Origin of the sequence: Streptomyces sp. HSW2009 (assembly GCF_040240285.1) — a bacterium.
Lineage (GTDB): Bacteria > Actinomycetota > Actinomycetes > Streptomycetales > Streptomycetaceae > Streptomyces.
The window spans coordinates 13,865-28,287 of sequence record NZ_JBEHZD010000038.1; the positions used below are offsets into that span (position 1 = coordinate 13,865).

Below are 14,423 nucleotides of genomic sequence, written 5' to 3' on the forward strand. Positions count from 1 at the left end.
TCGCTGGGTGCGGGCAGGCGCGGGATCAGTCCGTGACGGCAATGTCCGACCTTCCCCACAGGGCCTTGAACTCCGTGATGGCTCCGCCCTTCCCGGTCCGCAACATCAGCACGTAGTCCCAACTGATGCGCTTGCCCTCGGGCTGCTCCGGGGCCTCGATCCAACCCCGCTCGACGAAGACCGGACCCTTGGGCAGGTAATCCATCACGGCCCTGACCGGGGCCAGTACGTGCTTGCCGTCCTGGCCCGCGACCGGATCGCCCATCGTCTCCTGCACCCCGGCCCGGGCGAACTCCTCGAAGTGCGCGCGCAGCGCATCCCGCCCGGACCGCTGGTCGCCACCGACCGGGTCCTCCACCGTGACCTCGTCCGCGTACAGGCCCAGCAGGCCGTCGACATCCGCGGCGTTCATCAGTCGACTGTGCTCACGAATGAGCTTCTTCCGGCTCCGCTCGTCAATCAATGCGTGCTCCCCATGTGCTCTCCGTCGTCGCTTCGGCCGAGGTCCCGGTCGATGAATTGGAAGATCTCGTCGGCGGTGGCGTCCTGGATCTTTCCGCTCACCGCCACCTCGTCCACGCCCTGCTCCTGGTCGGCCGCCGGCCGCCCACCGCCGAGCGCGTCCAACTTCCCGATGGTGGCGCGCAGCCGCTCGTACAACGCCTCACGCGCCGCCGCGTCCTGCGCCGCCGCGAGCACCGCGCCCTCCAGCCGCTCCCACTCGCCGAGCAACGGGGGCAGCGGGTCCGCGGCGCGCGGCGCGAGTTCGGTGTGCAGATGGGCGGCGAGCGCCACCGGGTTCGGGTGGTCGAAGATCAGCGTGGTGGCCAGCCGCAGGCCCGTCACACTGCCCAGCCGGTTGCGCAACTCGATCGCGGTCAGCGAGTCGAAACCGAGCTCAAGGAAGCCGCGCTCGGTCTGGATGCGCCCCGGATCGGCGTGGCCGAGCGCCGCCGCCGCATGCGTGAGCACCAGCTCAAGCAACACCCGGTGCTGCTCGGCGGCGGTCAGCGCCGCCAGGTGCCCGGCCCAGTCCGTCAGCGGCTGGCTGGCCGCCGCGGTACGGCGCGCCGCGGCGCCACCGGTCAGACCGCGCAGCGGCGCGGGCAGCGTCAGCGCAGGCTGCCCGGCGAGCGCCCGTACGTCCAGGTCCATGGCGATCAGATGCGGCGCACCGTGCGCCACCGCCGCGTCCAGCAGACCCAGCCCGCGCTCCGCGCTCATCGGGTGGATGCCGGAGCGGGCCATCCGCTCCAGGGCGGCCTCGTCCAGGTGCCCCGTCATCCCACTCGCGTCGCCCCACAGGCCCCAGGAGATCGACACGCCCGGCAGCCCGAGCGCCTGCCGGTGCGCGGCGAGCGCGTCACAGAAGGAGTTCGCCGCCGCGTAGTTGGCCTGCCCAGACGAGCCCAGCGTGGCCGCCGTGGAGGAGAACAGGACGAACAGCCGCAGATCAAGGCCGGCGGTGGCCGCGTGCAAGGTGGCCGCCGCGGTCGCCTTCGGGTCCCACACACGGGCCAGTGCGTCCGCCGACTGCGAGGTGAGGACCGCGTCCTCCAGCACGCCGGCCGCATGCACCACACCGGTCAGCGGATGCTCGGCCGGCACCCCCGCGAGGAGCTCGGCCACCGCGGCCGGCTCCGTCACGTCCGCCGCCACGATCCGCACCTGTCCGCCCAACTCGCCCAGACGGGAAGCGAGTTCGTCAGCGCCCGCGGCCTGCTCGCCCCGCCGACTGACCAACAGCAGGTGTCGCGTCTGCCCGGTACGCACCAGGTGCTCGGCCACCAGGGCACCGAGCGTGCCGGTGCCACCGGTGATCAGCACCGTGCCGGCCGGGTCGAGCTGCCCCTCCGCGTCCTCGACCGCAACCGCACCGGCACCCGCGCGCACCAACCGGGGCGCGTGCACCCGCCCCGCACGCAGCGCGAGCTGCGGCTCACCGAGCTCCACACCACGCAGCACAGCCGCGGGCAGGTCCGCGACATCGGCGTCCGCATCGAGCAGCAGGAACCGGCCCGGGTTCTCCGACTGCGCACTCCGCAGCAGGCCCCAGGCACCGGCACCGGCCAGATCCCGCTCGGCCACCTCGTCGCCGACCGCCACCGCACCCCGGGTGACCACCACCAGATGGGCATCGGCCAGTGCCGGCCGCAGCAGCCAACTCTGCACCAACCCCAGCAACTCCTGCGCCACCCGCAATCCGTCACCGGCATCGCCGTGCGCCGCGACGAGCACCACCGAAGGCGCAGGCTGACCGTCATCGAGCGCCGTGACCAGCGCCGGCAGGTCCGCGTACCGCACCACCTGCGCCGCATCGGGACCCGCACCCGGCACACGCAGACCGGCCAGGTCCCACGGGTCGGCGCCGAGCACGGCCCAACTTCCGTCACCCAGCACCGCCTGCGCCTGCCCCGCATCGGCGGGTGCCGGTAGCGTCGGCAGCACCGTCCAGTCAGGTACGAACAGGCCGTCCACGCCCCGGGCCACGGTCGCCGCCTGGAGCTGCCCGCTCTCCGCCGGCCGGGTCACCAGCGCATCGACGCTCAGCACCGGCGCGCCCACGGCATCGGCCACCGTCAGGCCCAGTGCGTCCCGCTCCGCGTCCCGGGTGACCCGCACCCGCACCGTACTGGCCTCCGTCGCCCACAGCCGCACCTGGTTCCAGGCGAAGGGCAGCCGCAGCGCACCACCGTCGTCCCCGTCCGGCTGCTCCATCAGCAGCGAGGGTTGCAACGCGGCGTCGAGCAGCGCCGGGTGCATGCCGTACCCCTCCCGCTTGCCCGCCCCGTCCGGCAGCGTGACCTCGGCGAACACCGTGGACCCCTGCCGCCAGGCGGCCTCCAAACCCTGGAAGGACGGCCCGTAGCCATAGCCGGCGGCCTCGGCCTGGGCGTAGAACTCGGCCACGTCCACCGGCTCGGCCCCGGCCGGCGGCCACTGACCGGTCAGCCCCGCACCCTGCTCGCCACCGTCCGCGGGCGGACTGAGCACCCCTACCGCGTGGCACGCCCACGGTGCCTCGGCGTCCTGTTCGGGCCGCGAGAAGATCCGTACGTCACGCCGCCCATCAGCACCGGCAGCGGCCACCGCGACCTGCACGCGCAACCCACCGGACGCGGGAAGCACCAGCGGTGCCTGGAGCGCCAACTCCTCCACACCCGCACCACCCACCTCGTCCGCGGCCCGCAGCGCCCACTCCACGAGCGCCGCACCGGGCACCAAGGCGGTGCCGGCCACGACGTGTTCGGCAACCCAGGGCTGCACCGAGGCGGAGACCCGCCCGGTCAGCAACTTCCCGCTGCCGTCGGCAAGTTCGACAGCCGCACCGAGCAGCGGGTGCCCAGCGGCCGACAGCCCGAGCTGGCTCGGGTCGCCCCCGTGGCCACTGGTGTCCTCAAGCCAGTACCTGTCCCGCTGGAAGGCGTACGTGGGCAGGTCCACCACCTGCGGTGTGGGCTCGCTGCGGAACCACCGCCGCCACTCCACCGCAACCCCGGCCGCAAACGCCTGCCCCACCGACCGCGCGAGCTGCGCCGCATCACCCTGGTCGCGGCGGAGGGTGGGGACGGCGGCGGCGTGGATGCCTGTCTCGTCGAAGGTTTCTTGGAGTCCGACGGTGAGGACGGGGTGGGTGCTGGCTTCGATGAAGACTCGGTGTCCGTCGGCCAGGAGTACGCGTACGGCATCGGCGAAGCGGACTTGTTCGCGCAGGTTGGTGACCCAGTAGCCGGTGGTCAGCTCGCTGGTGTCGATCCGCTGAGCTGACACGGTGGAGTAGAACGCCACATCGGCTGTGGTGGGTGTGATGCCGGCCAGCACCTCGTGCAGCTCGTCGGCGATCTCATCGACCTGCGGGCTGTGCGAGGCGTAGTCCACATCGATCAGCCGCGCCCGACCACCGGACTCCTCCAGCGCGGTGACGGCATGTTGTACGTGCTCGGGCGGACCGGAAATCACCGTGGAGCCAGGGCCGTTGGCTGCTGCGATGCCTGCGCCGGCTGCCGCCTCACCAAGCCCTGCGAGGAAGTCGGCTGCCTTGTCCTGACTGAGCGCGAGGGACGCCATCGCGCCGCCACCCGCCAACTTGCGCAACGCCTTGCTGCGCAGGGCCACCACTTTCGCACCGTCTTCCAGGGACAGCGCGCCGGCGACGACGGCCGCAGCGATCTCACCCTGGCTGTGCCCGACGACCGCGGCCGGCTTCACACCCTGATCCGCCCACACCGCAGCCAACGACACCATCACCGCCCACAACACAGGCTGCACCACATCAACCCGACCAAGGTCAGCGGCATCCACACCACCCCTCAGGACCTCGGCCAGCGACCAGTCCACATACGGCGCGAGCGCCTGCTCACACTCCGCAACCCGCGCGGCGAAGACCGGTGAGGCTTCCAGCAACCCCGCACCCATTCCGACCCACTGCGACCCCTGACCAGGGAAAACAAGCACCGGGCCGAGGTCGCCGGGGGTGGCTGCGGTGCCCTGGGTGATGACGTCGGGGTGGGCCTCGCCGGTGGCCAGGGCCTCCAGAGCCGTCTGGAGACCGGCCAGGTCCTGGCCGATGACCACGGCCCGGTGGTCGAAGGAGGACCTGGTGGTGGCCAGCGACCAGCCGACGTCGGCCGGCGATGCCGCGGGCGTCGCCGCTAGGTGCTCGACCAGGGCCCGTGCCTGGCCGCGCAGGGCGGCCGTGCTGCGGGCCGACAGCACCCAGGGGGCCACGCCGTACACCGCGGCCGGGGCGTCGGTGGCGGGGGCGGTGGGTTGGTCGTCGGCCGGTGCCGGGGCCTGTTCCAGGATGAGGTGGGCGTTGGTGCCCGACACACCGAAGGAGGAGACGCCGGCGCGCAGCGGCCGTCCGTTCGGCGTCCACGCGACCGGCTCCGTGAGCAGCCGTACCGCGCCCGCCTCCCAGTCGACGTGCGGGGTGGGCGTGTCGATGTGCAGCGAGGCGGGTAGCAGGCCGTGCTGCATGGCCTTCACCATCTTGATGACGCTGGCCACGCCGGCCGCTGCCTGGGTGTGTCCGATGTTGGACTTGATGGAGCCCAGCCAGAGGGGTTGGCCTTCGGGTCGGTCCTGGCCGTAGGTGGCGAGCAGGGCCTGTGCCTCGATCGGGTCACCCAGGGTCGTACCCGTGCCGTGCGCCTCCACCGCGTCCACCTCGGCGGGTGACACCCGGGCGTTGGCGAGGGCCTGGCGGATGACGCGCTGCTGGGAGGGGCCGTTGGGGGCGGTGAGACCGTTGGACGCGCCGTCCTGGTTGACCGCCGAGCCACGGATGACGGCCAACACCCGGCGGCCGTTCCGCTGTGCGTCCGAAAGCCGCTCCAGCAGGATCAGGCCGGAGCCCTCGGCGAAGCCCGTACCGTCGGCCGCCGCCGCGAACGCCTTGCAGCGGCCGTCGGGGGAGAGCGCACCCTGTCGGGAGAACTCGGTGAACCCGCCGGGGGTGGCCATCACCGTCACGCCGCCGGCCAGCGCGAGACTGCACTCACCCTGGCGCAGTGCCTGGGTCGCCAAGTGCATCGCCACCAGCGACGACGAGCAGGCCGTGTCGACCGTGACGGCCGGCCCTTCGAGGCCGAAGGAGTACGACACCCGGCCGGAGACCACGCTGCCCAGGTTGCCGGTCGCCACGTAGCCGGCCGACTCGTCCGTCGTCTCGCCGATGAGCGACAGGTAGTGGTAGGAGTCGACGCCGGCGAACACCCCGGTGTCGCTGCCGACCAGGCTGTCCTTGTCGATGCCGGCCCGCTCGAACGCCTCCCAGGCGTTCTCCAGCAGCAGCCGCTGCTGCGGGTCCATCGCGGTGGCCTCGCGCGGGCTGATGCCGAAGAAGTCGGCGTCGAAGTCGGCGACGTTCTCCAGGAACCCGCCCTCGCGGGCGCTGCTGGTGCCGGGGTTCTCGGGGTCCGGGTGGTAGAGGGCCTCCAGGTCCCAGCCGCGGTCGTCGGGGAACCCGGAGATGACGTCCGCCCCGTCGCTGACCAGTTGCCACAGCCGTTCCGGGCTCGTCGCCTGGCCGGGGAAGTCGCAGGCCATGCCGATGATGGCGATGGGCTCCCGCGCACGGTCGGCCACCTCGCGCAACTGTCGCTTGGCCGACCGTAGATCGGCGGTCGCGCGCTTGAGGTAACTGCGCAGCTTCTCGTCATCCGTCATGTCACATCAACCCGATCGTTGCGGCCTTCTGGATTCACAGGGCGTGGGGAGTTCGTGGGATGCCCGGCGGGCGCGGCGGGCAGCTCGCGCGCGAGCGGGCGGGTGCGTACGGCGGCGGTCATCACAGTCCGTCCTCCGCGGGAATGTGCAACTCGTTGTCGAGCACGTCGAACAACTCCTCGTCGGTGGCCGACTCCAAGTCCTCGTCACCTTCCGCCCCGTCCGCCGCGGCGTTCACCTTGCGCAGCAGGTCCTGGAGCCGGGCGGCGATCTTCGTACGCTGCTCGTGGTCCTCGATCGCCGTGGCCAGGGCGGCGTCGACCCGGTCCAGCTCGTCGAGCACCGAATCCGAGGGCGCGCCGCCCGCCGGCACCAGCAGCTCCCGCAGCAGCCGCACCACGGCGATCGGCGTCGGGTGGTCGAACACCAAGGTCGCCGGCAGCCGTACGCCGGTGGCGGCGCTGAGCCGGTTGCGCAGCTCGACGGCGGTCAGCGAGTCGAATCCGAGCTCCCGGAAGTTCTGCGTGGCCTGCACCGATTCGGTGCTCTCGTGCCCGAGCACCGTCACCACGTGCGAGCGCACCAGGTCGAGGAGGAACTGTTGCCGGTCCTCTTCGGTGAGGCCCGCCAGCGTCTGGACCAGGGCCGGGGCCGAGGACTCCGCCACCTTGGCCGCCGCCTGTGGGGCTGCCGCCTGCACCAACTGGCGGAAGACGGCCGGGGTTTCCGTCTCGGCGCCGCGGGCCTGCCGCCGCAGCGCGGGCAGGTCGAGCTGGATCGGCGCCAGCAGCGGCTGCCCGCTGGACAGCGCGACGTCCAACAGCGCCATGCCCTGCTCGGTCTCCAACCCCACCATGCCGGCGCGGGCCAGCCTGGCCCGGTCGGCGTCGGTCATCTCCCCGGTCATCCCGGTGGCCTGCGCCCAGTAACCCCAGGCCAGCGAGGTGGCCGGGAGACCGCTTGCCTGCCGGTGGTGGGCGAGCGCGTCCAGGAAGGTGTTGCCCGCCGCGTAGTTGCCCTGCCCGGCCGCACCGAGCAGCCCGGCCGCCGCGGAGAACAGGACGAACGCCGACAGCTCCGCGTCCCGGGTCAGCTCGTGCAGCAGCCAGGCCGCGTCCGCCTTGGCCCGCAGCACCTCGTCGAGCTGTTCGGCGGTGAGCGCCTGCACCGTGGCGTCCCGCAGCAACCCGGCCGCGTGCACCACGGCCGTCAGCGGGTGCTCGGCCGGCACCGCCGCCAGCAGAACCGCCAGCGCCTGTCGATCACCGCTGTCACAGGCGGCCACCGTGACCTGCGCCCCCAGCTCCGCCAACTCCTCAGCCAGCGTGCCGGCCCCCTCAGCCGCCGCCCCACGGCGGCTGACCAGCAGCAGATGCCGTACGCCGTGGGCGCTGACCAGATGGCGTGCCGTGGCAGCGCCCAGCGTGCCGGTGCCCCCGGTGATCAGAACCGTGCCGTTCGGATCGAGCTCGGCCGGAATGCTCAGCACGATCTTGCCGATGTGGCGCGCCTGGCTGAAGAACCGGAACGCGTCGGGCGCCCGCCGAATGTCCCACACCGTCGTCGGCAGCGGCGCCAGCGTGCCGTCGCCGAACAGCGCCGACAGATCGGCCAGCATCTCCTGGATACGATCCGGGCCGGCCCCGGTGACCAGGTCGAACGCCTGGTACGTCACACCGGGGTGGGCCGCGCTGACCGCATCGGGGTCACGGACGTCCGTACGCCCCATGTCGATGAAGCGACCGCCGGGCGCCAGCAGCCGGAGCGAGGCGTCCACGAACTCGGCCGCCAGCGAGTTGAGCACCACGTCGACCGAACCGGCCGTCGCCCGTACCCGCTCCTCGAAGTCCAGTGAGCGCGAGGACGCGATCCACTCGTCAGTGAACTTCCGTTCACGGAGCGCATGCCACTTCCCGGGGCTGGCCGTGGCGAACACCTCGGCCCCCCAGTGCCGGGCCAACTGCACCGCGGCCAGCCCCACCCCGCCGGTCGCCGCGTGCAGCAACAGCCGCTCACCGGCCCGCAGCCCACCCAGGTCGGCCAGGCCGTAGTACGCGGTCAAGAACGCCGAAGGCACGGTCGCACCCTGCGCGAACGTCCAACCCTCCGGCAGCCTGGTGATCATCCGCTGGTCGGTGATGACCAGCGGCCCGGTCCCGTTGAACAGGCCCATCACCCGGTCGCCCACCGCGTACCCGGTCACCTCGGGCCCGACCTCGACCACCGTGCCTGCCCCGTCGCCACCGAGCGGCCTGGGGTCCTCGACCATGCCGAGCGCCACCACCACGTCGTGGAAGTTGACCCCACCGGCCCGCAACCGCACCCGCACCTCACCCGCATCGAGCGGACGGGTGTTCTCCGGGCAACCGACCAGCGCCAGGTTCTCCAGGCTGCCCTGGCCGACCAACCCGAGCCGCCACGCCGACACACCCTCCGGCGGGGCCAGCCGCCGCCCCTCCGCGTCCTGCACCAGCCGCGGTACGTGCGCCTGCCCTTCGCGCAACGCCACCTGCGGCTCGGCCAGGGCCAGCGCCGCACCCACCGCATCCTGCGACGCCCGACTCCCGTCCAGGTCGAGCAGGGCACACCGGCCCGGGTTCTCGCTCTGGGCGCTGCGCACCAGGCCCCACACCGTCGAGCCCGGCAGGTCGAGCACGTCCTCGTGCCCGTGCACGGCCACCGCACGCCGCGTCACCACTACCAGCCTGCTGTCCGCCAACTCCGGAGCAGCCAAGAACTCCTGCACCAACTCCCTTACTTTATCGGCAAGTTGGTGCGCTCCGGCCGCAAGGTCCACGTCGACGCCGCCCTGCGTCGCTGCAGGGTCGGACGATGCCAGGTGGACGAGGACGGTGGCGGGCGCGGCGACCCCGGAGGTCACGGCGGCTCGCAGCCCGGCCAGCGCCGGATAGCGGTCGGCGCCCGGCAGTGCAGCGGCCAACGTCTCGGCCCCGGCATCGGCACCGTGACCCACGACAGCCCGCGCCGCCGGCGACACCGCATCCGGCAGGGCGACCGGCGGCCAGGCCAGTTGGAACAGCGAGTTACGGCCGACCGAGGCCCGGTTCAACCGGTCACCGGCCACGGGCCGCAGGATCAGGTCCGCCACCGACACCACCGGCGCACCGGTCGGATCGGCCGCGGTCAGCGTCAACCGGTCGGCCGCGGTCGGTGCGATCCGCACCCGCAGGGCGTTCGCCCCGGTGGCCCGCAGCCGCACCCCCGTCCACGCGAACGGCAACAGCACCTGCTCCGCCTCGTCCGAACCCGGCGCGACCGCCAGCGCACGGGCGTGCAGCGCCGCATCGAGCAGCGCAGGGTGCACCCCGTACTCACCCGCCTTGTCCCGCTCCCGCTCCGGCAGCAGCACATCGGCGTAGATCGCGTCCCCGAGCTGCCAGGCGGCGGTCAGCCCCTGAAACGCGGGCCCGTACAGATAGCCGTGGTCGGCGAGTTGCGCATAGAAGTCCCTGACCGGCAGCGGCGTGGCGCCCGCCGGCGGCCATGCGCCGTCCAGCGGCTCGGGGGCGGCGGCCGGCGCGCTCTCCAACGCACCCGTGGCGTGCCGGGTCCAACCCGCATCGGGCTCGCCGGCCACCCGGGAGTGGACCGAAACCGGCCGCTGACCCGTGTGATCCGCACCCCCGACGGCGACCTGCACTTCAGCCGCGGCCCCCGCCGGAAGCACCAGCGGCGCGTGCAACGTCAACTCGGCCACCTGGTCACAGCCCACCCGGCGCGCCGCGTGCAGCGCAAGTTCCGCGAACGCGGTGCCCGGCAGCAGCACCGTGTCGAGCACCGCGTGATCGGCCAACCACCCGTGCGTCCGTGTCGACACCCGCCCCGTGAGCAGGTACGAACCGCCATCGGCCACCTCCACGGCCGCACCCAGCAACGGATGCCCCGCAGCCGCAAGCCCCAGCTCAGCCGGGTCACCACCGGAGCCACCGCCCTCCACCCAGTAGCGTTCGCTTTGGAAGGCGTAGGTGGGGAGGTCGACGGTGTGTGGGGTGGGGTTGGTGGGGTACCAGCGGGTCCAGTCGATGGTGATGCCTGCGGTGTAGGCGTGTCCGATGGAGCGGAGGAGTTGGTCGACTCCGCCTTGGTCGCGGCGGAGGGTGGGGACGGCGGCGGCGTGGATGCCTGTGTCGTCGAAGGTTTCTTGGAGTCCGACGGTGAGGACGGGGTGGGTGCTGGCTTCGATGAAGACCCGGTGTCCGTCGGCCAGGAGTACGCGTACGGCATCCGCGAAGCGGACTTGTTCGCGCAGGTTGGTGACCCAGTAGCCGGTGGACAGCTCGCTGGTGTCGATCCGCTGAGCCGTCACGGTGGAGTAGAAGGCGATGTCGGACCGGGTGGGTGTGATCCCGGCCAGCACCTCGTGCAGCTCGTCGGCGATCTCATCGACCTGCGGGCTGTGCGAGGCGTAGTCCACGTCGATCAGCCGCGCCCGACCGCCCGATTCCTCCAGCGCGGTCACCGCGTGCTGTACGTGCTCGGGCGGACCCGAAATCACCGTGGAACCAGGCCCGTTGACCGCCGCCACACCAGCACCCGACGCCGCCTCGCCAAGCCCAGCCAGGAAATCAACCGCCTTGTCCTGACTGAGTGCGAGGGACGCCATGGCTCCGCCACCCGCCAACTTGCGCAACGCCTTGCTGCGCAGGGCCACCACCTTCGCACCGTCTTCGATGGTGAGTGCCCCGGCGACGACGGCCGCGGCGATCTCCCCTTGGCTGTGTCCGACGACGGCGGCCGGTGTCACCCCCTGGTCCGCCCACACCGCAGCCAGTGACACCATCACCGCCCACAACACAGGCTGCACCACATCAACCCGACCCAGGTCAGCGGCATCCACGCCACCCCTCAGGACCTCGGTCAGCGACCAGTCCACGTACGGGGCGAGCGCCTGCTCACACTCCGCAACCCGCGCCGCAAACACCGGCGAAGACTCCAGCAACCCCGCGCCCATCCCCACCCACTGCGATCCCTGGCCGGGGAAGACGAGGACGGGGCCGTGGTCGGTGGGGGTGGGGGTGGTGTCGGGGGTGGTGAGGTGGGGGTGGGGTTGGTCGGTGGCGAGGGCTTTGAGGGTGGTGGGGAGTTCGTTGGGGTGGGTGGTGGTGATGAGGGCGCGGTGGTCGAAGGTGGTGCGGGTGGTGGCTAGGGACCAGCCGATGTCGATGGGTGAGAGGTGGGGGTGGCGGGTGAGGTGGTCGGCCAGGGCCTGTGCCTGGGCTCGTAGCGCCTGAGGGGTACGAGCCGACAGGACCCACGGCAACGGCCCACCCCCGACCACGACCGACTCCGTGCCCTGCTGCGTGCCTTCCCCTTCCAGAGACGTTCCGGGCGCCTGGGTTGCTTCGGGACCCTCGGGTGTCTCGGGAGCCTCCTCCACGATCACGTGCGCGTTCGTCCCCGAGATCCCGAACGCGGAGACACCCGCCCGGCGCGGCCCGTCCGCCCGCTGCCACGGCACCTGCTCGGTCAGCAACCGTACGTCGCCGGCGCTCCAGTCCACGTGCGGGCTGGGCGCGTCGATGTGCAGCGACTCGGGCAGCACGCCGTGCCGCATGGCCATCACCATCTTGATGATGCTGGCCGCACCGGCCGCCGCCTGGGTGTGTCCGATGTTGGACTTGATGGAGCCCAGCCACAGGGGCCGTCCGTCGGGCCGCCCCTGGCCGTAGGTGGCGAGCAGGGCCTGCGCCTCGATCGGGTCACCCAACGTGGTGCCGGTGCCGTGCCCCTCGACCACGTCCACCTCGGCCGTGGACAGCTTCGCATTGGCGAGAGCCTGGCGGATGACGCGCTGCTGGGAGGGGCCGTTGGGGGCGGTGAGGCCGTTGCTCGCACCGTCCTGGTTGATCGCCGAGCCCCGGATGACGGCCAGTACGTGGCGGCCGTTGCGGCGCGCGTCGGACAGCCGTTCCAGCACGATGAGCCCGGCACCCTCACCCCAGCCGGTGCCGTCGGCAGCCGCCGCGAATGGCTTGCACCGCCCGTTGGGTGCGATGCCGCGCTGCCGGGAGAACTCGATGAACGCACCCGGCGTGGCCATCACCGCGACGCCACCGGCCAGCGCCAGATCGCATTCGCCGTGCCGCAGCGCCTGACTGGCCAGGTGCAGCGCCACCAGCGACGACGAACAGGCCGTGTCCACGGTCACCGCAGGGCCCTCAAGCCCCAGTGTGTACGCCACCCGGCCGGAGACCACGCTGCCGAGGTTGCCTGCGCCGACGTAACCCTCGACGTCGCTGGTGATGTTCCCGATGACCGACAGGTAGTCGTGGGCGCCCACACCGGCGAAGACCCCCGTGTTGCTGCCGCTCAGCGCGTCTCGGCTGAGCCCGGCCCGCTCGAATGCCTCCCAGGCTGTTTCAAGGAGCAGTCGCTGCTGCGGGTCCATGGCCAGCGCCTCACGCGGGCTGATGTCGAAGAACGCCGCATCGAAGGCGACCGCGTCGTAACAGAAGCTGCCCTGGTCCACATAGGACTTCCCGTACTGCTCCGGGTCCGGGTCGAACAGATCCTCGGTGTTCCAACCCCGGTCGGTCGGGAAGTCGGAGATGGTGTCGCCGCCGTCGCGTACGAGCTCCCACAGGTCCTCCGGCGACCGCACGCCGCCCGGGTAGCGGCACGCCATGCCCACGATGGCGATCGGCTCAGGCTCGGCCGACTCGGCGGCACGCAGCCGCTGCCGCGTCTCGCGCAGTTCGGCGGTCACCCACTTGAGGTGATCGAGCAGCTTCTCTTCATTGGACATCTGGCTCAGGCTCCTTGGCACGGCACGGAGGGTGGGAACATCGGGCTCAGGACTTTCCGAACTCGTCGGAGATGAGGTCGAAAATGTCTTCCGCGGTCGCGGTCTCCAGGTCGCTGTGAGCCGTCGTGCGCTGGGTGTCGGATTCCGGCTCGCTCCACTTCGCCAACAGCAGTTGGAGACGCCCGGTGATGCGCCGCCTGGCTGCCTCGTCCACCTCGGCCGACGCCGACGCCGCGTCCCACCGGTCCAGCTCCGACAACAGCCGACCCTCCGACGCCACCTCCTCGTCGACGAGTTGCTCGCGTACGAAGTCGGCCAGCTCCTTCGGCGTGGGGTGGTCGAAGATGAGTGCCGGTGACAGGTCGAGGCCGGTGGAGGCGGCCAACTGGTTCCGGAACTCGACCGCCGTCAACGAGTCGAACCCGAGCTCCTGGAAGGGCTGGCTGGCCGGTACGGCGTCGATGCCGGGATGGCCGAGCACCTGCGCCGCGGTGGTCTGGATGTGGTGCAGCACGATGTGGTGCTGCTGACCCGGCGAGCTCTCGGCGAGTTGCTGCCGCAGCGCGTTGTCGACCGCCGCGGGCTCCGCCCCGCCGGCCGCATCTGGCGTGGTGGGCGCGAGATCGGCGAGGAGGGGGCTCGGCCGCTGTGCGGTGAAGCTGGCCGGGAACTTCGCCCAGTCGATGTCCGCGACGGCCAGGTTCGTATCACCCTGGCTGAGCGCCTGCTGGAGGGAGCGCACGGCCAGCTCCGGATCGAGTGGGTTCATGCCGCGCCGGTTGTAGTACGTACGCGCCGCTTCGTCCGCGGCCATGCCCGTCTCACCCCACGGGGCCCAGGCGATGCTGGTGGCGGGGAGGCCGAGGGCGCGGCGGTGTTCGGCGAGTGCGTCGAGGTAGGTGTTGGCGGCGGCGTAGGCGCCTTGGTGGCTGCCGCCCCAGGTGGCGGCGCCGGAGGAGAAGAGGACGAACGCGCTGAGATCCAGGTCCTTCGTCAACTCGTGCAGGTGGCACGCGGACAGCGCCTTCGACCGCAACACCTCGTCCATGTGCGGCAGGTCCAACTCGGTGAACGGCGTGTTCTCCGCGATACCGGCGGCGTGGATGATGGTGGTGAGGGGGGTGTGGGTGGGGATGGTGTTGAGGAGGTTTTGGAGTTGTTGGGGGTTGCTGGTGTCGCAGGCGGTGATGGTGAGGGTGGTGCCGAGTTGGGTGAGTTCTTGGGTGAGTTGTTGGGTGCCGGGTGTGTTGGGTCCGGTGCGGCTGGTGAGGTGGATGTGGGGGGCGCCTTGGTGGGCGAGCCAGCGGGCGATGTGGGTGCCGAGTGCTCCGGTGCCGCCGGTGATGAGGGTGGTTCCGGTGGGTTTCCAGGGTGTGGTGTGGGGTGTGGTGGGGGTGTGGTGGAGTCGTCGGGTGTGGGTGGTGGTGCGGATTGCTGTTTGGTCTTCGGGTTGGTGGGGGTTGAGGAGGGTGGCGAGGTGGTGGGT

At 71.7% G+C, this 14,423-nt stretch carries 4 protein-coding genes; all 4 read right to left on the reverse strand.

Features of this window, described 5'->3' with window-relative positions; genetic code table 11:
* Window positions 1-25 precede the first annotated feature (25 nt).
* Complete coding sequence (locus AAHZ94_RS05290; protein WP_349990934.1) at window positions 26-463, reverse strand: nuclear transport factor 2 family protein; 438 nt, start codon at window positions 461-463, stop codon at window positions 26-28.
* Window positions 460-6,171 (reverse strand): type I polyketide synthase, encoded by a 5,712-nt coding sequence (locus tag AAHZ94_RS05295; RefSeq protein WP_349990935.1) that lies wholly within the window; start codon window positions 6,169-6,171, stop codon window positions 460-462. Before AAHZ94_RS05295 ends, AAHZ94_RS05290 begins: the two co-directional genes overlap by 4 nt.
* 121 nt (window positions 6,172-6,292) lie before the next feature.
* Window positions 6,293-12,937, reverse strand: coding sequence for an SDR family NAD(P)-dependent oxidoreductase (locus AAHZ94_RS05300; protein WP_349990937.1), 6,645 nt, complete (start codon window positions 12,935-12,937; stop codon window positions 6,293-6,295).
* A gap of 46 nt (window positions 12,938-12,983) precedes the next feature.
* Window positions 12,984-14,423, reverse strand: a 1,440-nt coding sequence (locus tag AAHZ94_RS05305) for a beta-ketoacyl reductase (RefSeq protein ID WP_349990939.1), incomplete at its 5' end; no start/stop codon positions are given.